Genomic DNA, 25,752 nt, shown 5'->3' on the forward strand with positions numbered 1-25,752 from the left:
ATAAACTAATAATGTAGAAATAAGGTGATAATGGATAAGACAAGAAAAACCTCGCGCAAAGAACAAATTCTTCAAGCCTTGGCAACTATGTTAGAAACCAGTCCGGGAGCGAGGATAACAACATCAAAGTTAGCTAAGGAAGTTGGGGTTTCAGAAGCAGCGCTTTATCGGCATTTCCCCAGCAAAGCAAAGATGTTTGAAGGGTTGATTGAATTTATTGAAGAAACTATTTTTTCTCGAATTAATTTAATTGTTAATGAAGAGCAAACTGCGATCAGACGATGTGAAAAAATATTAAGCATGCTGCTTGCATTTGCTGAGAAAAACCCAGGAATTACACGAATCTTGACGGGTGATGCTTTAGCGGGTGAAACAGCGCGGTTAAGAAATAGAGTAATTCAGTTATTTGATCGTCTTGAAACCCAGCTAAAACAAATAATTCGTGAAGCAGAAGTTAGAGAAGGGTTGCGTACCAACCTTACTCTCACAGGTGGAGCTAATTTACTGCTGGCAGCTGCTGAGGGGCGAATTAGTCAATATGTACGCAGTGAGTTTAAACGCCCACCTACTGAGTTCTGGTCAGATCAGTGGCCACTGTTAGCCAGTGCAGTATTTAAAAGTGAATAACTAAAACTGTTATTTCATTTGCATGCCACTCAAAACAAAAGGGACTTTTGTTTGTATCAGAAGTCCCTTGACTTGTCTTATACCTATCTATACCCCTCTCATTGAGCATAATAACTAGTCTTTCTTTGTAAAAATACCCAACACATTTCTTATTGTTTTTGCAGAGTGATTTGCTGATTACTATATTGGATTGTGATTTTATTATTTTTGTATGAGGTAAGACCTATGTATAAGGTTTTACTTTGTTTTGAGGTCGTAGTAGTTCCACTATTATCGGTATTTTGCTCAAGTTTTACATTAAAAATTAACTGGTTTTGGTTGCGTAGCTTCCACTTGCCATCCAATACAACTCGCTCACCTGTTAGTGTTTTTCTCATCCAGGTAAAAGTGCCTTTTGGGTTGAGAACCCACTCATGCTTGTCTTCTGTGGTTTGAGTAGACTTCCAGTTTCCCAGTAAGTCTTGTTTGGCTACCTTAACACCATTGTCTGTTTTAGAGCCGTTTGATTGCTCCAGCCCAAGTAGTACTTTTAACCTGTTTGCATCCTTGGCAAACTTGGCTTTGGCGTGCACTTGCTCTTTTTGTTTGTCTTCAACCTGTTTTAATAAGCCAGTAATTTCTTGCTCTTGCTCTTTAATTGAGTCTAATAATCGCTTGGGTACGGTTCGGCCTGCTCGCTCAATGTTGGCTGCTCTGGCTTGCTTGTCAGCTTTTTGTTTTTGTAAGCGCTGAATATTGCCTTGAATGACACTAATCCGTCCGCTAATCTCGTTGAGCTGTCGTTCCATGGCTCGCTCAACATCTTCAACTGAACTATATAGTCGCAATAAAGTCTGATCGGCCTGTTTTTGCTGCTCTTCCTGCTCTCGCTTGGCTTGCTCTAACAACTCTCGTTGCTTTTTTTCCAGAATTTGCTCCTGAGTAAGCTCAGGAGCCACGACTTGTATTACTCGGCCTCTGGTATCAATAACCGTATACCCTTTTTTTGCATACTTGGGCGGTATACTACTATTGATAACTGTTTGGCCCTGCTCGTTTTTATATTTATAAAAGCGTCGGCTTTCAGCTTCTACTGAGCTAACGAGCAGCTGACAAACTAGTGAAATTGCAAGGCACCACCTTGAGAATTGCAGAGAAACTTCCAACTTTATTGCCCTTAGACTACATCAGTTGTTTATGCCATAACGTAAACGATAATCGTCAATGGCATTAGCATATTCTATTAAATTCTCATCGCGTTTAACAAAATCGAGAATTTGTAACTGGTTCACAATACTGAGCACTGGAACACCAAAGTCTTTTTCAACCTCCTGGATAGCAGATAGCTCTCCCTTGCCTTTTTCTTGTCTATCCAAAGCAATTAATACGCCAGCTGGCTCAGCACCAGCGGCTTCAATAATAGACATGACCTCTCGTATGGCTGTGCCGGCGGTAATTACATCATCAATAATGAGCACCTTACCCTTTAATGGAGCGCCCACAATTGTTCCACCCTCGCCATGATCTTTGGCTTCTTTTCGGTTAAACGCAAAGGGGAAGTCTTTGTTATAGCCGTTAGCGAGGGCAACAGCGGTGCTCGCTGCCAGAGGGATGCCTTTATAAGCAGGCCCAAAGATGACATCAAAAGAGAGGTTAGTTGACTGTAATGCTGCAGCATAAAACTGGCCTAGTTGGGCAAGAGCCTGGCCAGTGTTAAAAAGTCCGGCATTAAAAAAGTAGGGGCTGATACGGCCTGATTTCAAGGTAAATTCACCAAACCGTAAAACATTGTGCTTAATAGCAAATTCGATAAATGCTTGTTGATAATTTTCCATAAGCTTCCCAGGTTTTATCATCCCCTTTACTTAAAGCTTAGGCAGAAACAGACACCTTTTACATAGTGATTATGGCTTAAGAAGGCAGGGGAATGTGAGCGTTAAAAGTTGCACTGTTTGTTGAGCAGGTGTCACTGCCATGGACTCAACAGTAGAAACCTACATAACTACTACAAAAATTAAATTAACACTTTTGTAATACCTGTCGCTGTCATTCAAGAAAGGCCATAATTCACTGATAGTGTGCTCTTTAATTGATCAGCTACAAGCGCTGGTTAACACGCTATTTTTGCAAAGGCAACATCTCGGGTATCATACACTCTCCTTTAAAAAGGGGCTACGTATGAGGATTATCAGCTTTAATTTAGAAGGTATTCAAAAGGCAAAGGAAAAGGGTTTTTTTACATGGGTGGCCCAGCAAGATGCCGATATTATTTGCTTGCAAAATACCAATGCCGATGAATATCAAATCGAGACCAGTGACTTTAACCTGAAGGACTATGAGCCTTACTGTTTTTCAGCTATTGATCCCACTGTTGGAGGTGTTGTGATTTATAGCCGAATCCCGCCTAAGGCTATTATCAGAGGTTTAGGGTTTGAGCTGGCAGACAATGCAGGATGCTATGTTCAAGCTGACTTTGACAAAGTGAGCATTGCCAGCTTGTTATTACCTAATGCAGCTTCCCAGCAAGAGGGTGGCTTAAATAATAAGTGTAGCTTGGCGGATAAACAGCATTTTTTAACGCAATATGCTGGCTATCTTGAAAAGCAAAAGCGCAAAAGACGAGAATTTTTAATTTGTGGTAGTTGGTATATTGCTCATCAGAAAATTGATGTGGCTGATTGGCGAACACAACAGGAGCAGAGTGGTTTTCTGCTAGAAGAGCGTAACTGGCTAAGCTATTTAAATGATGAAATTGGCTTACTTGATACTTATAGAGAAGTAGACCGTGAAGCAGGTAAATATAGTTGGTGGCCTTCAGTTGAGGCCAAGGAGGAAAACCAGGGCTGCCGTTATGACTACACACTAGCCACACAAGGTATGCGTCATACAGTGCTTAATGCAGGTATTTATACGGGACAGGCATTTTCCAACCATGCGCCGGTTATTGTTGACTACGATTGGGAGCTAATGACTTAATCACATCTGGAAAGTAGAGAGTGGTTTTCTCTCTACTTTATCTTTATCGAAAAAACGTATCAAAAAGTGTTTGTTAAAAAAGCTTATCAACAACTACTCTGCTAGGCTTTGTCGCTGTAACTCAATCAGCTCGGCAATGCCGCGTTCAGCATAGTCGAGCATTTGATTCATTTCAGTACGATTAAACGGTGCCCCTTCAGCTGTTCCTTGCACCTCTATTAGTCCACCACTCTCAGCCATCACTACATTCATATCAGTTTCAGCATTGGAGTCTTCAATATAGTCAAGATCTAGCACGGGTTGCCCTTGATATACGCCAACTGATACGGATGCTATCAATTGCTTAAGTGGATCAGTTGTCAGCTTTTTATTTCGTTGTAAATAACGAATAGCATCCACCATAGCTACACAAGCACCAGTAATAGAGGCCGTTCGAGTACCTCCATCAGCTTGAATAACATCACAGTCCAGCTGAATGGTGAACTCACCTAGCTTTTTTAGGTCAATTGCTGCACGCAAGGATCGGCCAATTAGCCTTTGAATTTCTAGCGTACGCCCCCCTTGCTTGCCCCTGGAAGCTTCTCTTCCCATACGCTCATTAGTAGAACGGGGTAACATGCCATACTCAGCGGTTACCCAGCCTTGCCCTTGCCCCTTCAAAAAGCGAGGCACGCCTTCTGTCACTGATGCATTACAAATAACTTTAGTGTCACCAAACTCAATCAATACGGAGCCTTCGGCATGTTTAGTATATTCTCGAGTAATTTTTACTGCTCGTAACTGATCAAATAATCTGCCGCTGGGACGCATAGGAATTCCTTACAATAGGCTGACAGGTGGGAAAAGACTGTCGTTTAAAACGACACTCAATTGAAAAACTTGGTGGGTATTATATAGGAAGTGCTGGCTATTATGAAAAGAGGGAGGTGTTTTTGGGGAGTTGGCTCTTGGTAAATTTACGGCAGACTATAAAGCAGTCAAAAAGTAAATACTAACTAGCTTGTTGATTGGGTGTACTTTCAGATAAACGTCAACAAGCTCTACTCTATAGTTATATGTTCAGGTTAGAATAAAAATTTTAAAGCTAATTTGGGACGTTATCATGACCCGAAGCATGACTGCCTATGCGCGGCGTGAAACTAAGCAAGCCTGGGGATCTCTGGTCTGGGAGCTGCGCTCGGTTAATCATCGTTATTTAGAGCCTCAACTCAGGCTGCCAGAAGCCTTTCGTGAAATTGAGCCTGCTCTTCGAGAAATCATCCGAAAGCATTTATCTCGTGGCAAGGTTGAGTGTTTTTTGCGCTATGACTTGGTGGTAAACCAAGAAGGTGAACTGTCAATTAATGAGCCATTAGCAAAAAACATTGCAAAAGCCTGTCGTCAGATTGAGCGGCTGTTTCCTAATGTTACCCCTGTAGCCCCATTGTCAGTATTAGAATGGCCAGGTGTAATGCAGCAGCAGGAAGTTGATTTGACCAGTATTCATCAAACGGCACTCGCTGAGTTTGAACAGACTGTTGTTAGCTTAAATGAAACTCGCAGTAGAGAAGGACTAGAATTAAAGCAGTTTATCTTAAAGCGGCTGACCCAAATCGAACAAGAAGTCAGCAGTGTGCGAGCAATGATGCCAGCCTTGATAAAAATCCAGCGGGAAAAAATCGTTCAGCGGCTGGAAGAGGCCAAAGTTGAAATAGACTCTAACCGGCTTGAGCAAGAACTAGTGTTAATGGCGCAAAAAGCGGATGTTGACGAAGAGATGGATCGGCTTGCAACGCATATAACAGAAGTACGACGGGTGCTGGATGTTAAAGAAGCAGTTGGCCGTCGCCTTGACTTTTTAATGCAAGAGCTGAATCGAGAAGCCAACACCTTAGCCTCGAAATCAATCAATGCAGATACCACTCAATGTGCGGTTAATCTGAAAGTATTCATTGAGCAAATGCGAGAGCAGGTCCAGAACATTGAGTAATATGAACAAAAGTATCGGAACCCTATTTATTATTTCTGCGCCCTCTGGGGCGGGAAAAACCAGCTTGGTAAAAGCTCTGATAGAAACGACTGGGGATGTTTGTGTGTCGGTATCTCATACTACCCGACCACAGCGGCCTGGTGAGCAAGATGGTGTTAATTATCATTTTGTTAGTGTTGAACAGTTTCAACAGATGCTTAATCAATCAGCCTTTCTGGAAAGTGCTAATGTGTTTGGCAACTACTATGGTACCTCTCAGCAATGGGTTGAACAGCAATTAACCAATGGAATAGATGTTATTTTAGAAATCGATTGGCAGGGTGCTCAGCAGGTTAGGGAGCTGTTACCTGACGCAATGAGCATATTTATTTTGCCGCCATCAAAAGCTGCACTACAGGATCGCCTGGAAAAGCGGGGGCAAGATGATGATGGTGTGATCAATAAGCGAATGGCTGCTGCTGTAGATGAAATGACCCATCATGTCGAGTATGACTACTTAGTGGTTAATGATGACTTTGATCAGGCATTGCAGCAACTACAGGCCATTGTGATAGCAAGCCGGCAACAATTAACTAAACAACAGATGAGGCATCAGCAATTACTGACTGAACTCTTGTCATAATAGCTGGTGATTAAGTAAACTGAGCGGCTATTTTTTATATTGGGCGCCTTGAAAAGAATGCCTTTGGGGCTGTCTGAGTTAAGTAACTTTTATTGATATTTGGGATATTGGGAGTAGGTCATGGCTCGAGTCACTGTGGAAGATTGTCTTGATAATGTAGATAACCGCTTTGAGTTAGTAATGGTTGCTACCAAGCGGGCACGCCAACTTGCCACTGGTGGTAAAGATGCTTTGTTGGACTGGGAAAATGACAAACCAACAGTAATGGCATTAAGAGAAATCTCAGCAGGCTTAATCAAGCCAGACATGCTTGAAGAGCAGGAAAAGCACGCTGATAGCATGGGTGCTGAAAACGGCTAACCCCACATCAACTTATGGCTGGAGTTTGGTGTCTATTAATTAAACCCTGTAAAAAAGGAGGGTGTCGCAACACTACACTTTGCAACCCCAGGGTAAAGAAAGTATGGGTTTTATGTGCAAATTAACCTTTTGGTTCAGTTGTGGTTGCTGCTGTCGTATTTTTGCAGAAGATCAGGAGGCGAGTATTGCCAACCATTGATGCATTAGCTGAGCGACTTTATACATATCTCGATCGTAGCCAGATTCACTGTGTTCGTCGAGCTTATTACTATGCGGAGCAGGCTCATTTTGGTCAGCGCCGCCGTAGTGGTGAGCCTTATGTTACCCATCCACTGGCGGTTGCCAACATACTTGCCAATATGCACATGGACCATCAAAGCCTGATGGCAGCCATGCTTCATGATGTAATTGAAGATACTGCAATCGAAAAGCAGGCAATTGCTGAACAGTTTGGTGAAACAGTCGGTGAGTTGGTAGATGGTGTGAGCAAGCTGACTCAAATGCATTTTGAGTCTAAAGCAGAACAGCAAGCTGAAAATTTTCAAAAAATGGCTCTGGCCATGGCCAAAGATATTCGGGTTATTTTAGTCAAACTGGCTGATCGTCTGCATAATATGCGGACACTGGGGGTGCTACGCCCAGATAAGCGTCGTCGTATTGCTAAAGAAACCTTGGAAATTTATGCGCCTATTGCCAACCGTTTGGGTATGAATAATATCCGGGTGGAATTTGAGGAACTTGGCTTCCAGGCAATGCACCCGATGCGGGCGACTTTAATTCGTCAGGCTGTTGTTAGGGCCAGAGGTAACCGTAAAGAGCTAGTTAATAAAATTCAACATGCGATTAGTGGCCGACTTGGAGAGCATGGCATTAGTGCAGATGTCATTGGCCGTGAAAAACATCTTTATAGCATTTATAAAAAAATGCGTAACCAGCGTAAATCCTTTTCCGAGATTATGGATGTCTATGCGTTTCGTATTATTGTAGATAGCATAGACGACTGTTATCGTGTACTAGGTGCGGTGCATAATTTATACAAACCCTTTCCAGGCCGATTTAAAGACTACATTGCTATCCCCAAAGCTAATGGTTACCAGTCACTGCACACTACATTATTTGGTATGCATGGTGTGCCCATTGAAATTCAAATCCGCACCCAAGAAATGGAAGATATGGCCAATAACGGTATTGCTGCCCATTGGTTGTATAAATCGGATGATGAAGCATTAAATGGTAGTCATGCCCGGACTCGCCGTTGGCTATCAGGTATGCTGGAGCTACAAAAAAATGCCGGTAGTTCGCTTGAGTTTATTGAAAACGTAAAAATCGACCTGTTCCCTGACGAGGTTTATGTATTTACGCCGAAAGGCAATATTATGGAATTGCCAAAAGGCGCAACTCCTGTTGACTTCGCTTATGCTGTGCATACCGATGTGGGTAAAACTTGCGTTGCCTGTCGTATAGACCGAAAGCTGGCCTCATTAAGCCAACCACTGCAAAGTGGTCAAACGGTAGAGATCATTACTGCTCCTGGTGCACGACCTAATGCAACATGGCTGAGTTTTGTTATTACTGGAAAGGCAAGGGCAAATATTCGCCACTTCTTAAAACAGCAGCGTTTCTCAGAGTCTATAGCGCTGGGTAAACGACTATTAAATAAAGCATTAGCAAGCTTTGAAACCACTGTAGATAAACTAAGCGCAGAGCAAATCAAAAACTCACTAAAAGAGTTTGGTTTTAAATCCAAAGATGAGATGTTGCAGGATATTGGCTTAGGGAATCGAATGGCGTATTTAGTGGCTAGGCATTTAGCTGTGCAAGATGAAAAAAGCCAGCTGGAGACTGGTAAAGAACAGCCATTAACGATTCGGGGAACAGAAGGTATGGTGCTTAGCTTTGCCAAGTGCTGCCACCCAATTCCAGGTGATCCGGTGGTGGGGCATGTCAGCTCCGGGCGAGGTATGGTTATTCATACTGACTCATGTCGTAATATCGTTGAAATGCGGCATAATCCAGAAAGATGTCTAGAAGTAGAATGGGATAAAAATGTATCTGGTGAGTTTTCTGTTGAATTGAAAGTTGAGCTGGAACATCAGCGGGGCATAGTAGCCACACTGGCAACAACCATTACGGCTACCGATGCTAATATCGAAAAAATTAGTATGGAAGAACGTGATGCCCAGTTTAGTGTTATTCACTTGTTAATTAATGTGAATGACCGGGTTCACCTTGCTCGTACAATTAAAAAATTGCGAGCGATTAAAGGAGTAACATCAATATCACGCATTAAAGGCTGATACCCTTCACGAATGCTTTTTATACCCTTAGGGTACAAGTGCTTTGTTGTCAGCTCTCTCCACCCTAGTCACCTATTACTTATAGGCTCCTAGGGCTTCATCGTTTGATGGTCTCGCCTAAAAAAACCTTCGTTTTGGGCATCAATTTTAACAATAAATTTGTAGTTACAATAGAGAAAAAGAATTGGAGTGAACATGAGTAATAAACAAATTATCAGTACCGACAAAGCTCCTGCTGCAATTGGTACCTATTCACAAGCCGTAAAAGTGGGCACTACTGTTTACCTATCTGGCCAGATTCCTTTAAATCCAGAAACCATGGAAGTAGTCGCGGACAGCTTTGAAGCAAGTGCCGTACAGGTTTTTGAAAACCTGAAAGCGGTGGCTGAAGCATCGGGTGGAACCTTGCAGGATATTGTTAAACTCAATATTTTCCTGACAGACTTGAGTAACTTTGCCACTATCAATGAAATTATGGCTCGTTATTTTGAAGAACCATACCCTGCCAGAGCAGCCATTGGTGTTGCTGAATTGCCTAAAGGGGTAGCAGTGGAAATGGATGGTGTTATGGAATTAGTAGAGTTATAAAGGTAATAGAGACACAAACTGTGAAATAGTTGCAGTTTGTGTTTCCAATTTTATATTGAGTTAATCAATCGTCCTGTCAAAGCCTGTATTTGTTCTAAAGCCTGCCTGATTTCAGATTTATCCAAGTGGATAGCCCCTTCTAAAGAGCCGTAGTGCATTTCCAAACACTCAATCAGTAGTTGTTTGATTTGAGTTTTATCTGGTTTATCTGGTAGTACCGATTTTAAGAATAACTGCTCTAGTGCATTTTCTTTACTAGCAACAAATTCTTCCAGTTCAGGTAGGCCCCAGTCACCACGGTGGACCGATTTAAGTTGTTCCGCATGACGGTTTAGTTGCAAGTCTCCTTCAAGTAATAGTTGTTCTACTTCCAGTAACAAACGAACGACATGATAAGCAAATTTAACATCGTAACCATAGGTTTCTATGATAGCTTTTCTGCCGCCGATAGGGTCTTTGGTTTTCAGTTTATGCATTTGCGAATAAGCATAACCTTTGAATTTTGCCCAGCAGCCTTTATGTAAAAATAAGTGGCGATTTTCCCGTACTTTTTCACCAATAGGTGTTGTATGCAGTATGCAATTACGTGGTACAAACAATGAGTCGACAATATTAGGGTTATTGTCCATTAATAACCGAAAATATTTGATTATTGAATAGATACAGATATCGTATTCTCGGCCTTTGCCGCCCATAGCTGATGGGTCTTTTATATGGTGTTGCTGAAACTGCTCAAACCGTTGCTTAGGCTCATCAAAACCGACAATTTCCCCCGCAAGGTGAGGGAAAATATCGGTTTTCATCGGGATTGCAAAACCATAAATATCCATATCAGAAGTATCATTGGAAACCCCATAAGCGACGGAGCCCATGATCACTTCATATTGGATATTACTTTCCAAAAACTTAGGCGAATTTTTGAGTAAGTTTTTTGACCTTAATTTCGCTACTGTACTACTCATTTTATTATCACTTTTTTGTGAAATTCTAAAGCTATTATTTAAGTTGACTCATGTTACCCTCAGCGAAGATAACAAAGCACTTGTGCCCTAAGGGTATAAAAATCATTCGTGAAGGGTAAAAACCGCCATTTGTGTTGGTTGCCCTAGCTCTTGGTCCACCTCACCAATACCTGAAACAGTTACATTATAGTGATATTTATCAGCGATAGATTGCGTCCATTCAGTAAATTGCTGTCTTGACCACTCAAAGCGATGATCAGCGTGACGCACTTGGCCAGGCTCTAAACCAAATCGCTGATTATATTCGCTATTAGGTGTAGTGACTATGATATAAGGTGCTTTGGCATAATCAAATAACACTTTTTCTAACGCTGGTAATCTGTCTTCATCAACATGCTCAACTACTTCTATACAGCAAATGGCGTCAAAGTTTTTAATTCTCGCATCACGGCATAACAGCGAGCCATGTAATAGATTAATCCGTGCTTGTTGGTGTTCGGGCAGCCTATCTAGTTTTAATCTGTTTTCTGCAATAGCCAAGGCTTGGCTGGAAACGTCCAAACCTGTTACTTGGGTGAATTGCTTGTTATTAAATAATTGCTTTAATAACTTGCCATCACCACAACCCATATCGAGCACTTTTTTTACTGGCAAACTGGCCAGAGTTGTTAATACTTGGTCAATCCGCTGTTTATTTAAGCTTAATGGTTTTTCAATTTGTTCTTCCTGGTTATCAGCAGTAGTATTTTCTGCTGCTTCAGTAGTTAACTGATTAATAGCTAAACGTGTATAACGCTGCCTAAAGTTTAAATAGCGGCGAATAATTAAAAACTTCTCTGGGTGTTGTTTTAACCAGTCGCCACCTTTGCGTAATAATTTTTCGATTTCCTCTTCATTGATCCAGTAATGCTTATCCTTATCTAGTACAGGGACCAACACATAAAGGTGAGATAATAAATCTGCTAAACGACACTGATTAGTCAATTTAACTTTAAAATAGTGGCTATCACCCCACTCAGTAAACTGGTTATCTAGCTCGATTTTTTCCGCAGTAATTTCATAGCCTAGCGGTTTGAACAGTTTTTCTAATAACTCTGTGCCACCGCGGCATGGTAGAACGGCTAACTCCACGGTAAAAGGCAATTTGGCTTCAACTAGTTCAGGCTTATGTTGACACTGGCCTGCCATAGCAGAGCGAAATATTTTAGCAATAGCCACACTTAAAAAAGAGTTAGCCACATAAGGCCGATCATTAACATATTGTTCCAGCTGGCGACTACTGGCAGGTCCTTTAAAACTACGAACTAAGCTAATAGGATCAACTTCCACCATTAAACTAGCAGTACAAAATTGCTCAGTTAACTCAGGATAAAGTACATGGGCTTTGCCATAGCTTAATTCAAACTCCTGAACTTTATCAGGGTGCTTATGCAGTAAAAAGCCTAAGTCGGCAGGCTGATAATCAGTAGCCTGATCTTTATGTAAGGTGATATTCAATAACATTCTACTTTACCACTTATAATCTAGGGTCAACTGGTTCTGTCGTTGAGGCCACTAACCCAACAATACACTCATGAACTTCACGTAATGGTTGTTTATGAACAAAACGATCCAACGCTTCAATACCAAGGGCAAATTCCCTTAAGGCCAAACGACGCTTCTTGCCCAAACCGCGCTTTTTTAATTCATATAAATGTTCTGGCATTGAGTAATTAGGCCCATAAATAATGCGTAAATATTCAGGCCCTCTTACTTTTAGCGCCGGTTGAACCCAATCATTTTCACCTTTGCAGATAAACTCCATAGGCTTGACTACAATACCTTCACCACCACTGGCTACTAAATTGTGCCACCAGTCGATCGCTTGTTGTTGGTCATTGGGTAAGGTTAAATCCACTACTTTATAAGTGGTCGTTTGAATCAATCCATTACTGTTATCAGCCAGCTGCTTTATTAAACGCATATTCCATAGGTGATCTTTATCACTATGCACAGCACCTTCAGTAGCCATGACATGGAAGGGGGCTAGCTTGATATCAGCTAATCCATTCACAGGCCAACAATAGTGCTGATAAGATTCACGAAATGCTTTCGCATTTTCAGTAGCAACTGTTGCTTTTTGTAATAGGACCTCTACAGATAGGCCACGATTTTCTGCTTTTTTTAAAGTTTCAGTCATTGCTGGATAAATAGCATTAGCTGCACTACCCACAGAGGCGTATTGCTGCCTGATTAATTCCATCGCTTTGGCAGACCAGGGCATTAATTCGCAGTCTAATGTCATCCAGTCAGTATTTAACTCATCCCATAAACCTGCTTGAGTAATGCTGTTAGCCACTTGCTGGATAAACTCAGTTTCTAACTGTTTATCATTAAAAAAGCGTCGGCCAGTTCGAGTGTAACAAATCCCCTGTTCACCTGATGTAATTCCGAACCGTTTTTCTGCGACGTCAGCTGTTTTACATACCTGCACAATTGCCCGAGAGCCCATATGTTTTTCTTCGCAAACTACCTGTAGCACACCCTGGCTTTCGTAATAATCAAAAGCTTCTTGTGGGTGTTCCAATAATTCAGGTAATTTACTGGTTGCACAGGGTGACATTGTCGGTGGTAAATAATTTAACCACTTGGGATGCACAGTAAAACGACTTAACTGTTCTAATGCCGCAGCTGCATAGTATGGCTCAACACAAATTGCATTTTTAATGCTAGTTTTGATGAAACGCTTACCTGTGACATCTTCAATATTTAAGACTTCATCATCCTGCTGCTGCGAAGATAATGATGACTCAGGATTTAAAGGCTTGGATGGTTCATAATAAACCTGTTTTGCTGGTACGCTTAACAGCTCTTTTTCTGGGTAGCGCATTGCAGTTAATTCACCGCCAAATACACAACCTGTATCCAAGCAAATGGTGTTATTGAAAAACTCAGCTTCAGGTACTGGAGTATGACCATATACGACCAGTGCCTTACCGCGATAATCCTTAGCCCAGTTATAACGTACTGGTAAGCCATATTCGTCTTTTTCTCCCGTGGTTTCACCATATAAAGCGAATGAACGAACGGTACCAGAGCCACGACCTTGATAAGCTTCTTTCATCCCTGCATGAGCGACTACCAGTTTGCCGTCATCCAGAACAAAATGACTAACCAGGCTATTGATAAAATCTTTTACTTTTTCGATAAACTCTGGTGTTTCTTCAGCCAATTGTTCCATAGTTTCGGCTAAGCCGTGACTTAAATTGACATTTTTGCCGGATAATTTTCGCAGTAATTTATTTTCATGGTTACCTGGAATACAAATGGCTGTATTTTGCGCCACCATATCCATTACCAGTCTTAAGACATGGTTGCTGTTTGGGCCTCGATCAACTAAGTCACCTAAAAATATAACTTTTCGTCCTACTGGCGCAGTCACTTGATAAGTAAGCTCGTGATTATCAGTTTTATTAATTTGATAACCCAGTTTTTCCAACAACAACAGTAGCTCATCAAAGCAACCATGAATATCGCCAATAATATCGAATGGCCCTTGCTCATATTTTTTATTCGTCCAAAGCGGCATTCGTTTAACTTGCGCTTTCTCTATTTGTTCTGGGCTTAGCACATAGGTATAGCGGAAACCTTCTTTTTTTAGCCTTTTTAATGAGCTTCTTAATTGCCTGGCCTGGTTGCGAACTACATGAGGGCCAAACTGGCGGTCAGGTCGCGACTGATTTCGCTCATGGCATTCTTTCTCAGGAGTATTTAAAACCACAGCTACAGGCAAACAATGATTGGTTTTGGCAATTTTTAATAAGGATTTTCTTGCTTCAGCTTGTACATTGGTAGCATCAATAACGGTAAGCAACCCTCGCTGTAGGCGCTTATCGGCTATTAAATGCAAAACATCAAAGGCTTCTTTTGATGCGCTTTGATCATTTTCATCGTTCGCTACTAAACCTCGACAAAAGTCAGAAGAAATAACTTCAGTGGGTAAAAAGTGTTGCTTAGCAAAAGTAGACTTACCGGAGCCAGATGCTCCCATTAACATAACTAGGGAAAGCTCAGGTACTTCGATAGTGTGTTTTGGTAAATTTGAATCTGTCATAAAACCTTTTACTGCGTAACTAAAAACTTTAATTTCTTAACTACTGAAAGCAGTTATTGTGCCAATGCTTAGATTTGGATCTATATAGCTGTTTTTTCTTGGCTTTTTGTTCTAAATGAGTGTGGTGGGTAATGTTTGTGTAGATGAAAACTATCTATTTAGATAGATGGTGAACTATATGGATTGTGTTTTGGGGGCGAAAACTGTTTCGCCCTTTGAACAGGTTGTCGTAAAAAGCTAGCGGATATGGGGTGACTAAGGCACAGATGCCTTTTAGCTCTTGATGGGCCAGGGATGGCACTTCATGAGTGGTGGAAGAATATCCTGTTATTCCATATTGGACACTAGGCTAATTTTCAACGTCCTTTTACGACAGCGGCTGAAAAAAGGGGGTTAAGGGATTTAAAGTTACTTGAGGTGCGTTGCAAGCTTTCATGAAATTCCCCTCACTCCCCCTTTTTCAAAGGGGGAGGGTGGATAAGGCTAACTCTTTATCAACTTAATCCTCCTGCAACCACCCCGATAGCTTTACCCGTAACTCATCGACACCTGTTTTCTTTAAAGCTGAAAACAATTGCACACTAATTGGGTTATGGTAACTGCCGATAATTGATTGCAGTTTATTCAATGCTTGCTTAGCTGCACCGTATTTCAATTTATCGGCTTTGGTCAGCAGGATATGTAATGGCATTTCACAAGAGTTGGCCCACTGCATCACCATCAGGTCAAACTCTTTTAGTGGGTGGCGAATATCCATCATTAATACTATACCCATCAAGCATTGGCGCTGACTTAAGTATTGCTCCAGGTGGTATTGCCATTGCTTTTTCATCTCTTCGGGTACTTTGGCATAACCATAACCGGGTAGATCGACCAAGCGCTGCTGATCAGAAATAGAGAAAAAATTAATCAATTGGGTGCGACCTGGTGTTTTACTGGTACGAGCTAACTTTTTTGAACCAGTCAAAGTATTAAGTGCGCTAGACTTTCCTGCATTGGAACGGCCTGCAAAAGCAACCTCATAACCAATATCTTCTGGGCATTGAGACAAGTTGCTGGCGCTGGTTAAAAATTGTGCTTTTTGAAAATTAATAAGAGTGCGTTGATTTGGCTCAGTCATATTGATTGTTAGCTACATAATAATACTGGGTTGAATTACGAGCGCCTAAAAGGGTATTGCCTGTGGAATCAAGGGGCAAGCGAGATTATACATAACTTTATGAAGTATTCGGGCTCGGACAGCGTTCACGTTGCGGCAGAGAATAGTATATAATGGCGCCGATTTGCCATAGCAGTTGATGAAATAGTGAAACTGCCGACTGATTCATCGTCTATGGTCTGTAGAAAATTGTTTAACAAAGGTCTTGGTAGTGCATAGCTAATACAACAAGTATAGCTTTAGTAAACAGGGCTACTGTTAACAAGCGTCAAGTAATTTGTATAAATAATATGCTTGGCAAACTGTCGTGTAGCCCGGGCTGGGTGTACTGCAATATCAACGTAATAAAGTTTGGATTAGCTGATGAAAAAAGTTTTGATAGGCGTGATGTTGACAATCGGTGTGACAGGCCTGGCCCATGCCGCTGGTGACAAGAACGCAGGAAAAGAAAAAGCAGCTGTTTGTGGTGCTTGTCATGGCCCAACTGGTGTAAGTGCAGCGGATAACTTCCCAAATCTTGCTGGACAAGGTGAGCGTTACTTAATCAAACAAATTACTGATATTAAAAGCAAAGAGCGGGTTGTACTGGAGATGACCGGTATGACAGACAACCTGTCTGAACAGGATATTGCCGATATTGCTGCTTTTTACGCGAGTCAACCAGCTCCTTTAAGCGTGGTGCCTAAAAACAAGGTAGAGCCAAAAGACAGTAAAGGCGCGGTTGACTTAAAACTAGCAGAAAGGCTTTATCGAGCTGGAGACCTGAAAAAAGGTGTTCCTGCTTGTGCAGCTTGTCATATGCCAACAGGAAAAGGTAATGATCATGCTGGGTTTCCACGTTTGTCAGGGCAGCATGCTAAATATATTGCCAAGCAGCTGACAGACTTCCGTGAAGGTGATCGAATCAATGATGGTGACAACAAAATTATGAGGGCAATCGCTGAGAAGCTGAGCAACAAAGAAATTCAGGCACTATCTTACTATGTTCAAGGGTTGTACAAGTAATAATCTGGCGTTGAATGAAAACTAAGAAAGGCAGCTTAGCGGCCTCTCTTAGTTTCATACCTATTAGTTAGTAGCCAGCAATGTAAAGCGCCTAATCTTGTGCTTTTGGGCCTAACTCTATTTTTGAAAGAACCTGTTCAAACTCCACACAACTTTCTCTTACTGCACATACAACCATCGCTTCAACTACCCAAGGACCTTTAAAAGCAACATAATTTTTCTCAATGGTTTCATATTTTTGTAGGATTGTTTTAGTTTCGGAAACAGCAAACTGCTCTCCCGCAATGTTTATCTCATAGACAGCTTTAATAGGCTCTGTGGTACCTTCATACTTTGTTTGTTTTTGAAACTCTATAGGTGTTTTGGCGTCGCCATCATTGGGTGAAACAGCAATAGCAAACACGCTTAAAGTGCGATCTTTGTGAGCCTCAAAATGGTCTTGATCATCAAGCTGAGCCACATAAGTAGTTTTGCCTTGGTCTTCTTGCTTGCTTTGGATATTTGATTCAGTAATGCTCCAGCTACTGGGTAAGGTAAGATGGACTATGGCTGGTTTACGCTCATCTCCCCAGGTAGTAGAAGCAATTAAGCAATAGCTCATAAAAAGTGATGATATGGCTTTCACGGGGTACTCCTTCTAAAGTAAGGCTATCGCATTACCCGATAAAGGCAGTTGGCTGTTAAATATAATAGTTAAATAATTAAATAAAGCCTTAAAAGTAGAGAAATATAAAGGAGACAAATAGATGGCTAGTGGTATACCTGAAATAGCTAATAAGCTGTTCCTGGCTTATAACTTCTAGGTCAAAATAAGCGCTATTCAATGTTTAATACTACACTTAGTAGATAACCTCTATTTATATCATTGGCTGTTATTATATTAATGAAATATTTTAACAAAACAGGCTTTACTTTAATTGAGTTGATGATCGTTGTAGCAATTATTGGCATTCTGGCAGCAATTGCTATTCCATCCTATTTAAATTACAGCATTCGCTCGAAAACGACAGAGATATTAAATTTTGCCAGCACAGGTAAAGCTGACTTATTGGACGCCTATGTTGGCTTGGGTAGTATGCCTCAAACAGCCGATTTAGCGGTTGTAGACTTAATCAGCAAGATGCAAGACTCTGTGTATATTAGTGCTGCTACCCCTATTCGAGACAATGATACACAAATGACGATTCAAGTTACTTTGACGAATGAGCTAGGTTCCGGCCTGCAAGGGCAAACCTGGGACTTCCGCTATGTTGTGCAATCAGGAGGCACTGGCATTACGCTTAACTGTTCTTCTGCTACTTTAAATGTAACCTACCGACCTGCTTCTTGCCGTTAGCAGTTTTGCTCTGCGCTTGGCTTACAAAAACGATTAAAACCTAGCACAAAATACTTGCCCTGAAAGCAGGTGGTGAGTGCTTATTGAACGTGTTTAGCGTTAATAATCACTACCATCAAGCGCTAAAATTAAGCAGCCTATTATTATTGGTTGATGAAAATAACGCTATTTGCTTGATTAGAGCAACCTTTTTAGTAAAGCTACTGTCAAACCACAATCATTATTTATCAACAACTTGGAGTGAAGCAGACAATGGTAAAAAAATTCAGCCGTGCCTTTGTACTATTGGTGGCAATGCCTTTAGCAGCGGTAGCAGCTCAGTTCGAGGAAGGTAAGCACTATGTTAAGTTACCTGAGCCAGTTCCAACCGTTGACCCCGCAAAAATAGAGGTAGCAGAGTTGTTTTGGTATGGCTGCCCGCACTGTTACAAGTTAGAGCCATTAGTAAAACCATGGTCAGCTAAATTACCTGATGATGTTGAGTTTGTGAAAATACCTGCAACCTTTGGTGGTTTGTGGAATAAACATGCACAGCTGTTTTACACCATAGAAGCCCTTAAGCTTGATGATAAGGCTCACGATGCCGTTTTTGCAGCTTTCCATACCAACAACAATAAGCTGGATACACCAGAAAAAATGGCAAAGCTCTTAGCGAAGCTAGGGGTGGAAGAAGAAAAGTTCATGAAACAGTACAAATCGTTTGGGGTTGCTAACCAACTTCGCCTGGCAAGCTCTAAAGGACGTGGCTATCGTGCAACAGGAGTTCCCGCTATTATTATTAATGGAAAATACCGAACAGGGGCAGCCATGGCAGGCGGTGAGAAGCAAATGCTGGAAGTGGCTGAATATCTGGTAGAGCAGGAGCGAAAGCTAAGCTCCGCAGCTAGCCAAAGCGGCACTGATCAGCAAGAACAGGAAAAGAGTGCCGAATCAGTAGCTGCTGAGTAGTTTCTAGGTTTTAAAAGCTGGTAGTTAATCAAGCATGTTCAGTCGGTCTCGATGGCGAAGGAAACCACAGATGCTGCGTACTTCGGTAAGGACGCTAAAGCAGTTTGTTACCTCTCAAGTGCAAGTAGCACCTGAGCTAGCTCATACTGAGTTTGAGTCTGAGCATGCTGAACTGAAATCCTGTTTAACAGAAAAAGACACTTTAAGATTGCTGAGCTTTAATATTCAGGTAGGCATTAATACTCAGCACTACCGTCACTATGTCACCCGAGGCTGGCAGCATGTGCTACCACACCATGGACGGGATGAAAATCTGAATCGAATCAGTCACTTGCTGCGTGACTATGATTTAGTTGCTATTCAGGAAGCAGATGGGGGTAGCATTCGATCTGGTCATATTAACCAAATTGAGTATCTGGCTCGCCGAGCAGGGTTTCCTTTTTGGTATCAACAGCTAAACCGTAATTTAGGAAAGTTTGCTCAACATAGTAATGGGCTGCTAAGTCGAGTCGATCCTGATATTTTAGAAGACCATAAGCTTCCTGGTCGATTTCCTGGTAGAGGAGCCATTGTTGCAAAGCTAGGTCATGGTAACGCTGCATTATTGGTTGTAATGATGCATTTATCGTTAAGTAGCCGCAGTAGAAATCGGCAGTTGTCTTATATCCGAGAGCTGGTAGGCGATCACCCTAAAGTGATCTTAATGGGTGACATGAATACCCATGCTGAGCAGCTTCTTGACCACTCGCCGCTGAGCAATACTAATCTGGTATCAGTGCAAAATAACTTGAATACCTTCCCTAGCTGGCAGCCAAACCGTGCCTTAGATCATATACTGGTGAGCAATAACTTGCTGGTTAAAAATATAAGTGTGGTTGATATGCCCATGTCTGACCACCTACCAGTCGCACTTGAATTAAAACTTTTATAACGCTGATCTCTACCCTGGCGTTATTTGCTATCCACTTTTGTGCCTCCCTTTAGCCTGACTTTTGTTTTAAAACCACCAGACAGCCTCACATAGTTCCTGCTTTTTTAGGCCTTATTAAACAGCTGACTATACTGATTCTAGGATCTTGAGGTTTCACTAGCAGGCATCAGGGTTGAGCTTAGTATGACAGGACTAAATGCAACATCCGAAGACTCGCAACATTGGCGTAATAAATATGCTGACAAGCTGGCTGAGCTGGATAAGCTGGAGCAAACTGCCATAGAAAAAATTGACCAGCTAAGGAAGGCTTTATTGGTAGTTAATTTGGCATGTCATGGATTACACCCTGCGTTAGATGTTGAACTAACACGATTTAATAAGGCTCTACGGGGTGAAAATTTATCTTTAGATATTTCCCGCCCTCTTGAGACTTTGCAGGAAGCTGCTGAACCAGTCATTGAAGGTAACTATCGGCAGCAGACAATTAGTGCTTTGGAAACAGCTCTGGATGCTTTTAATAACATTGAGCTGGGAAAGCAAACCAGTAAGGAAATAAAACAGTACCGCAAGCAAATAAAACAGCAAAGCCTTTCTTATAGTGAGCTGCCTCAGCTAATAGAGCAGTTTGCTGAGTTGGTAGCTGAAACATTGCCTACGGTTCAGCAGGGAAGTACTGACCTTGAAGCAGACACAAAAGAGCCTGGCAAAGGCCTTTGGCAGCGTTTGTTTGGTGCTGAATCTGAAGAAGCAGGAAGTACAGAGCATAAGGCTGATTCCAGTGAAGATGAGCAGGCTGTCAGCGATGAACTGAAAAACAAGAAGCTGGATTCAGCCAATGAAACAACAGTTGTGCAGCCTGACCAGCAAGTAGCACCGACAGTAGCAGCAGAAGTGAGTGAACAGAGGTTTGCTCAAATGCATGAGTCTGAGCAGGTGACGGCTTTAGAGCAAAAATTTACGACTATCATTGAGCATGTGGGGGAGTGCCTCGCTGTGCTACTTAACCAGTTAGCTGTTCCTGAATCGGTCGTTGATGATTCGCAGTATTTGAAAAAAAAGACCGAGCAAGGGCTCACCTGGTTTGAATTGGTGCCAGCATTAGAAACCGTCAACGTTATTATTCTGGCAACTATTGGTGAACTAAAAGCTGAGTTTGAGCATTATTTAAAAACCTTAAACGAACGACTGCATACGTTTCAAAGTACCGCAGTTGAAGCACAGGCAGATTATCAACAAGCACTGGAATCAGCTGATAGATATAATCAACTGATACAACAAGATTTAGGTGAGCTGCAAAACTCAGTAGAACAAGCCACAGATCTTGAAGACTTAAAACAAGTTGTTAGTAATCAACTTGATAAAGTTTTAGAGTCGCTAGAAAGTCAGCATACACAACTGGATAACCCACCCAGCCTTACAGATCAGTTAACTCAGCTAGTTCAGCGAGTTTCTCAAATGGAAACGCAAACTAAAGAACTAGAAAACACCCTTTATAAAGAGCGAGCGAAAGCATTAGAGGATACTCTAACAGGCATTGCCAATCGGCAAGCCTATGAAGAGCGAGCCAGGTATGAGTTTGCGAGATGGAAACGCTATCAGCAACCATTGGTTTTTGCTGTCGCCGATGTTGATTTTTTTAAGAAAATAAACGACAACTATGGTCATTTAGCTGGTGATAACTTATTGAAAATTATTGCGAAGCAACTTAATAAGCGACTACGAGAAGTTGATTTTATCGCTCGTTATGGGGGAGAAGAGTTTGTCATTATTATGCCAAACACTAATATTGTAGATGCTAAGAGCGTTATGGATAGTGTAAGACAGGGAATTGCAGACGCGCCATTTCATTATCAGGGCAATAAACTGCAAATTACTGCATCATTTGGTTTAGCAGCTTGCCGTGAAGGGGATGAGTCCCCAAAAGTGGTGTTCGACCGTGCTGATAAAGCACTATATGAAGCTAAACAAACCGGTCGTAATCGGTGTTGTGTGGCATAAATGATTAGGGTAAATGTTATTCATGGCTGAAGCGCAATCTCAAGCTGTAAAGAAAAAGCAAAACTGGCAAGTGTCATCTGATGACTCAACCTTTTTTGACCCATTATTGGCCAGCCTGGTTATTCTTACTAAAATTTTTGGTCGAGCCCATTCGGAAGACTCGCTACGTGCTGGTTTGCCGTTGGAAAATGGTTATTTGACACCTGCTTTATTTGTTCGTGCTGCAGAACGAGCGGGTTTATCTGCACGGTTGATCAAACGTCCTTTTAAATCCATTAGTTCTTTGGTGACTCCCGCTGTATTGTTATTGGAGGATCAAACTGCAATCGTATTGGTTGATGTTAACCATAAGGCAGGTGCAGCTAGAATAATTATTCCAGAAGCAGGCGACGCAGAAAAAAAAGTCTCTATCCAAATATTGGAGCAGCGTTATAGTGGCTATGCATTTTTTATAAAAGAGCAGTTTCGATACGATAAACGTACTGCTGCACATCTACAGGAAGAAAAAGGCCACTGGTTTTGGAATACCTTGAAAGGCTCTTGGAAAATTTATCGGGATGTGCTGTTTGCTTCTCTGTTAATTAATATTTTTGTAGTGGCATCACCCCTGTTTGTCATGAATGTATATGATCGTGTTGTCCCTAATCAGGCATTTGATACCTTATGGGTGCTTGCAGTAGGAGCTATTATTGTATTTAGCTTTGATTTCTTACTAAAAATGTTGCGCAGTTATTTTATTGATTTGGCGGGGAAAAAGTCCGATATTTTGCTGTCGGCTAAAATATTTTCTCAGGTTTTAGGCATAAAAATGTCTGCAAATCCTACTTCGGTGGGTTCTTTTGCAAAAAACCTGCAAGAGTTTGAAAGTATTCGAGATTTTATTACATCTACCAGCATTACCGCAGTAGTTGATTTGCCGTTTGTTGTTATTATTTTGCTGATTATTGCAGTCATTGCTGGCCCGCTGGTTTGGATTCCTGTTATCGGCATCATCATCATAGGCGTGTATGGCTACTTGATCCAAGCACCATTGAGAGACTCCATTGAGCAAACTTTGCGTACTTCTGCCCAGAAAAACGCAACTTTAATAGAAAGTTTGACTGGGCTAGAAGCATTGAAAATAGCCCGAGCTGAAAGCGAAGTGCAATATAAATGGGAACAGGCGGTTGGCAATATTGCTAAATGGGGGGTAAAAACCAAATTATTATCGGCTTCTGCTGGAGCAGTTGCCACCTATGTACAGCAGATGTCCACTGTTGGCATTGTCGCTTTAGGGGTTTATTTGATTGCAGAAGGCGAGGTCAGCATGGGTGGGCTAATTGCCACTGTTATGCTGGCAGGTCGTTGTTTAGCGCCAATGGCTCAGGTGGCTTCATTATCTACACGCTATAACCAGGCAAAATCTGCCTTTATGGGGTTAAATGAGGTGATGAAACTGCCAGGAGAAAATCCAGACGACAAGCGTTTTGTTAACCGCCCAAAATTTGAAGGTAATATTGACTTTGATCGTGTCAGTTTTGCCTATCCTAACCAGCAAATTAGAGCACTGAATAGTGTTAGCTTTAAAATTAAAACTGGTGAAAAAGTGGCTATTATAGGCAGGATTGGCTCAGGTAAGACCACCATAGAAAAGTTAATTCTAGGGCTTTATCAGCCTGATGAAGGGGCCGTGAGAATTGATGGTATTGATTTACGGCAAGTGAACCCTTCGGATTTACGCCATAACATTGGCTGTGTACCACAAGACATCGTTTTATTTTATGGTTCTGTTAAAGATAACATTTCACTGGGTGCTCACTTTGTTGATGACGCCGCTATTATCAGAGCAGCAGAAATAGCGGGAGTTGCAGATTTTGCTAATAAACATCCTGATGGTTTGGATTTAATGGTGGGAGAGCGAGGTAGCAATCTTTCTGGTGGGCAACGTCAGAGTATTGCACTAGCCAGGGCTATTTTGCTTGATCCTCCTATTTTACTGTTGGATGAACCCAGTAGCTCGATGGATAACACCAGTGAAATGCAAATGAAGCAGAAATTGATGGGGCAGTTGGCACATAAAACCTTAGTGCTAGTAACGCATAAAGCCTCACTGCTTGAGTTGGTTGATCGGCTGATAGTCGTTGATCAGGGCAAAATAGTGGCAGATGGGCCTAAAGAATTGGTTCATGCTGCTCTGCGGGAAGGCAAACTGAAAATTGAAGCATGAATAAACCAGCCCCCAAAATGCAAGGCCAGCAGGCTCAGAAAGGACGTTTAAAAGCGGCTAAAGCAAGACCAAAAGAGCGGGCTTTTAAAGCAAAACCTGCTGATAATATGCCTTCCTATGATCTTGACTATATGTCTGATACCAGTGCAGCAATGATGCTGAAAACGCCAAAAGGTAGCCGGATATTACTCTTTACTGTTCTTGTCGTTGTCATTGTTTTATTAATTTGGTCAGCCTGGGCAGATATTGATGAGGTTACCCGCGGCTCAGGTAAAGTCATTCCCTCTACTCACTTACAAGTAGTACAAAACCTAGAAGGAGGTATTTTAAAGGAACTCTATGTTGCAGAAGGCGATATGGTGAAAAAAGGGCAGTCACTTATGCAGTTGGATGATACCCGCTTTGCTTCAAGTTTTAGAGAAAGTGAGGTGGAGTACTTTAGCTTGTTGGCATCTATCGCTCGACTAAAGGCAGAAATTAATGAAACGCCGCTGAGTTTTTCTAATGAGTTGGACAAGTTTCCAGAGTATAAGAAGCGTGAGAGAGAAATTTATAAAAGTCGTCTGCAATCAATGGAGTCTGAGTTATCCATCGTAAAAGAGCAAGCAGAGCAAGTTCAGCAGGACTTAAAAAGCACTCAAGCACAGAAGAAACGTTTGGAAAGAAGTAAGCGACTGTTGAAGCGTGAATATGAGATGACCAAGCCTTTAGCCAGGCAAGGGGTTGTGTCTGAAGTAGAAATGATTCAGCTGGAACAGCGGTTGAATGATTTAGATGGTGAGCTGGAAACCTCTAGCTTGGCAATACCAAAGCTGGAGTCTTCTTTCAAAGAAGCTAAACAGCAAGAACAAGAAGTACGCTTAGAGTTTAAAGAAAAAGCGGTAGCAGAATTGAAAGAAGCTGAAGTGAAATTAGCCCAACTGAAAGAGTCTCGCTCATCAATAGAAGATCAAGTACAGAGGACCTCAGTTCGATCACCAGTGGCAGGAATTGTTAAGAAAATTGATATTACCACCATTGGTGGAGTCGTGCAGCCAGGCATGAACTTGGTAGAAATTGTGCCTTTGGAAGATACGCTGTTGATTGAGGCTAAAATAAGGCCAAAAGACATTGCTTTTATCCGTCTTGGCTTAAAAGCTGTGGTTAAGTTCACTGCCTATGATTTTGCTATTTATGGTGGCTTGGATGGTGTTGTGGAGCATATTAGTGCTGATACCATTCAAGATGAAGAAGATGAAAGCTACTACTTAGTGAGAATAAGAACGGATGAGAGTAATCTTGGTAGTAAAGAAAAACCTTTGCCGATCATTCCAGGTATGCTTGCAGATGTGGATATCATAACGGGTAAGAAAACAGTGCTGGATTATTTGCTGAAACCAATTCTAAGAGCAAAACAGAATGCGCTGACTGAGCGCTGATAGCAAAAAAATAATAAATCTGGTCAGGTGGGTTTATTTTATCTACTCTTGTTCTACAAGCTTGCTAGGCTTATTAGAGGTGCCCTTAAGTGAACTATTTAATAGGCTAAACGTTATTGTTAGCACAATGAAAATTGCCAGATTGGGTTGAGTAGGGCTACTGAATACAGCTAAGTTGGGTATAATTAAATTTGGAACGGAGTGTGCTAATTAGACAACGCTATTTAATTGAAATTTGTTGTAATAATTAGGAGTAAGTGTTTTACTATTTGGGACCC

Annotated in this window: 22 protein-coding genes; 14 read left to right on the forward strand and 8 right to left on the reverse strand. The window is 41.6% G+C overall.

The window, feature by feature from the left end:
* The first annotated feature begins 30 nt into the window (after nucleotides 1-30).
* Nucleotides 31-627, forward strand: a complete 597-nt coding sequence (gene slmA, locus ORQ98_RS16520) for a nucleoid occlusion factor SlmA (protein ID WP_180569967.1) — start codon at nucleotides 31-33, stop codon at nucleotides 625-627.
* A 149-nt stretch (nucleotides 628-776) separates the two neighbouring features.
* Here the strand turns inward: slmA and ORQ98_RS16525 are convergent, their stop codons facing one another.
* Nucleotides 777-1,772: a hypothetical protein gene (locus ORQ98_RS16525; protein WP_274689907.1), complete on the reverse strand. Its 996-nt coding sequence runs from the start codon at nucleotides 1,770-1,772 to the stop codon at nucleotides 777-779.
* A 21-nt stretch (nucleotides 1,773-1,793) separates the two neighbouring features.
* Nucleotides 1,794-2,441, reverse strand: coding sequence for an orotate phosphoribosyltransferase (gene pyrE, locus ORQ98_RS16530; protein ID WP_274689908.1), 648 nt, complete (start codon nucleotides 2,439-2,441; stop codon nucleotides 1,794-1,796).
* 343 nt (nucleotides 2,442-2,784) lie between these two features.
* Here pyrE and ORQ98_RS16535 point away from each other — a divergent pair, with 343 nt between their 5' ends.
* Nucleotides 2,785-3,582 carry an exodeoxyribonuclease III gene (locus ORQ98_RS16535; protein ID WP_274689909.1) on the forward strand — a complete coding sequence of 266 codons (798 nt, stop codon included), beginning with the start codon at nucleotides 2,785-2,787 and terminating at the stop codon, nucleotides 3,580-3,582.
* A 93-nt stretch (nucleotides 3,583-3,675) separates the two neighbouring features.
* Here the strand turns inward: ORQ98_RS16535 and rph are convergent, their stop codons facing one another.
* A complete protein-coding gene (gene rph, locus ORQ98_RS16540; RefSeq protein WP_274689910.1) occupies nucleotides 3,676-4,392 on the reverse strand; it encodes a ribonuclease PH in 717 nt (238 codons plus the stop codon).
* Nucleotides 4,393-4,684: 292 nt separating this feature from the next.
* Between rph and ORQ98_RS16545 the strand changes: the two genes are divergently transcribed.
* From ORQ98_RS16545 to ORQ98_RS16565, 5 genes are all read left to right on the forward strand, one after another.
* On the forward strand, nucleotides 4,685-5,551 hold the full coding sequence (locus tag ORQ98_RS16545) for a YicC/YloC family endoribonuclease (RefSeq protein WP_274689911.1): 867 nt from the start codon (nucleotides 4,685-4,687) through the stop codon (nucleotides 5,549-5,551).
* Between the two features lies 1 nt (nucleotide 5,552).
* Nucleotides 5,553-6,173 carry a guanylate kinase gene (gene gmk, locus ORQ98_RS16550; protein ID WP_274689912.1) on the forward strand — a complete coding sequence of 207 codons (621 nt, stop codon included), beginning with the start codon at nucleotides 5,553-5,555 and terminating at the stop codon, nucleotides 6,171-6,173.
* 120 nt (nucleotides 6,174-6,293) lie between these two features.
* Nucleotides 6,294-6,533 carry a DNA-directed RNA polymerase subunit omega gene (gene rpoZ, locus ORQ98_RS16555; protein ID WP_274689913.1) on the forward strand — a complete coding sequence of 80 codons (240 nt, stop codon included), beginning with the start codon at nucleotides 6,294-6,296 and terminating at the stop codon, nucleotides 6,531-6,533.
* 185 nt (nucleotides 6,534-6,718) lie between these two features.
* A complete protein-coding gene (gene spoT / locus ORQ98_RS16560; protein ID WP_274689914.1) occupies nucleotides 6,719-8,830 on the forward strand; it encodes a bifunctional GTP diphosphokinase/guanosine-3',5'-bis pyrophosphate 3'-pyrophosphohydrolase in 2,112 nt (703 codons plus the stop codon).
* Between the two features lie 195 nt (nucleotides 8,831-9,025).
* Nucleotides 9,026-9,418, forward strand: a complete 393-nt coding sequence (locus ORQ98_RS16565) for a RidA family protein (RefSeq protein WP_274689915.1) — start codon at nucleotides 9,026-9,028, stop codon at nucleotides 9,416-9,418.
* Between the two features lie 50 nt (nucleotides 9,419-9,468).
* On the opposite strand, the gene ORQ98_RS16570 is transcribed toward ORQ98_RS16565, so the two are convergent.
* From ORQ98_RS16570 to yihA, 4 genes are all read right to left on the reverse strand, one after another.
* Nucleotides 9,469-10,380 (reverse strand): nucleotidyltransferase domain-containing protein, encoded by a 912-nt coding sequence (locus tag ORQ98_RS16570; RefSeq protein ID WP_274689916.1) that lies wholly within the window; start codon nucleotides 10,378-10,380, stop codon nucleotides 9,469-9,471.
* A gap of 102 nt (nucleotides 10,381-10,482) precedes the next feature.
* Nucleotides 10,483-11,883, reverse strand: a complete 1,401-nt coding sequence (locus ORQ98_RS16575) for a 3' terminal RNA ribose 2'-O-methyltransferase Hen1 (protein ID WP_274689917.1) — start codon at nucleotides 11,881-11,883, stop codon at nucleotides 10,483-10,485.
* Between the two features lie 13 nt (nucleotides 11,884-11,896).
* Nucleotides 11,897-14,473 (reverse strand): polynucleotide kinase-phosphatase, encoded by a 2,577-nt coding sequence (locus ORQ98_RS16580; protein ID WP_274689918.1) that lies wholly within the window; start codon nucleotides 14,471-14,473, stop codon nucleotides 11,897-11,899.
* 499 nt (nucleotides 14,474-14,972) lie between these two features.
* Nucleotides 14,973-15,593, reverse strand: a complete 621-nt coding sequence (gene yihA, locus ORQ98_RS16585; protein ID WP_274689919.1) for a ribosome biogenesis GTP-binding protein YihA/YsxC — start codon at nucleotides 15,591-15,593, stop codon at nucleotides 14,973-14,975.
* Nucleotides 15,594-15,995: 402 nt separating this feature from the next.
* Between yihA and ORQ98_RS16590 the strand changes: the two genes are divergently transcribed.
* On the forward strand, nucleotides 15,996-16,637 hold the full coding sequence (locus tag ORQ98_RS16590; protein ID WP_274689920.1) for a c-type cytochrome: 642 nt from the start codon (nucleotides 15,996-15,998) through the stop codon (nucleotides 16,635-16,637).
* 91 nt (nucleotides 16,638-16,728) lie between these two features.
* Here the strand turns inward: ORQ98_RS16590 and ORQ98_RS16595 are convergent, their stop codons facing one another.
* Complete coding sequence (locus ORQ98_RS16595; RefSeq protein WP_274689921.1) at nucleotides 16,729-17,262, reverse strand: hypothetical protein; 534 nt, start codon at nucleotides 17,260-17,262, stop codon at nucleotides 16,729-16,731.
* Between the two features lie 258 nt (nucleotides 17,263-17,520).
* Between ORQ98_RS16595 and ORQ98_RS16600 the strand changes: the two genes are divergently transcribed.
* The 6 genes from ORQ98_RS16600 (at nucleotide 17,521) to ORQ98_RS16625 (ending at nucleotide 25,474) form a co-directional block, all read left to right on the forward strand.
* Nucleotides 17,521-17,973, forward strand: coding sequence for a pilin (locus tag ORQ98_RS16600; protein ID WP_274689922.1), 453 nt, complete (start codon nucleotides 17,521-17,523; stop codon nucleotides 17,971-17,973).
* Nucleotides 17,974-18,225: 252 nt separating this feature from the next.
* The gene (locus ORQ98_RS16605) at nucleotides 18,226-18,921 is read left to right on the forward strand and encodes a thiol:disulfide interchange protein DsbA/DsbL (protein WP_274689923.1); all 696 of its coding nucleotides are present in this window, start codon (nucleotides 18,226-18,228) and stop codon (nucleotides 18,919-18,921) included.
* A 70-nt stretch (nucleotides 18,922-18,991) separates the two neighbouring features.
* The gene (locus ORQ98_RS16610; protein ID WP_274689924.1) at nucleotides 18,992-19,852 is read left to right on the forward strand and encodes an endonuclease/exonuclease/phosphatase family protein; all 861 of its coding nucleotides are present in this window, start codon (nucleotides 18,992-18,994) and stop codon (nucleotides 19,850-19,852) included.
* A 183-nt stretch (nucleotides 19,853-20,035) separates the two neighbouring features.
* Nucleotides 20,036-21,850: a GGDEF domain-containing protein gene (locus tag ORQ98_RS16615; protein ID WP_274689925.1), complete on the forward strand. Its 1,815-nt coding sequence runs from the start codon at nucleotides 20,036-20,038 to the stop codon at nucleotides 21,848-21,850.
* Nucleotides 21,851-21,872: 22 nt separating this feature from the next.
* On the forward strand, nucleotides 21,873-24,056 hold the full coding sequence (locus tag ORQ98_RS16620) for a type I secretion system permease/ATPase (protein ID WP_274689926.1): 2,184 nt from the start codon (nucleotides 21,873-21,875) through the stop codon (nucleotides 24,054-24,056).
* Nucleotides 24,053-25,474, forward strand: a complete 1,422-nt coding sequence (locus ORQ98_RS16625; protein WP_274689927.1) for an HlyD family type I secretion periplasmic adaptor subunit — start codon at nucleotides 24,053-24,055, stop codon at nucleotides 25,472-25,474. The genes ORQ98_RS16620 and ORQ98_RS16625 overlap by 4 nt, the downstream gene beginning before the upstream one ends.
* Nucleotides 25,475-25,752: the final 278 nt, after the last annotated feature.

Origin of the sequence: Spartinivicinus poritis (assembly GCF_028858535.1) — a bacterium.
Classification (GTDB): domain Bacteria; phylum Pseudomonadota; class Gammaproteobacteria; order Pseudomonadales; family Zooshikellaceae; genus Spartinivicinus; species Spartinivicinus poritis.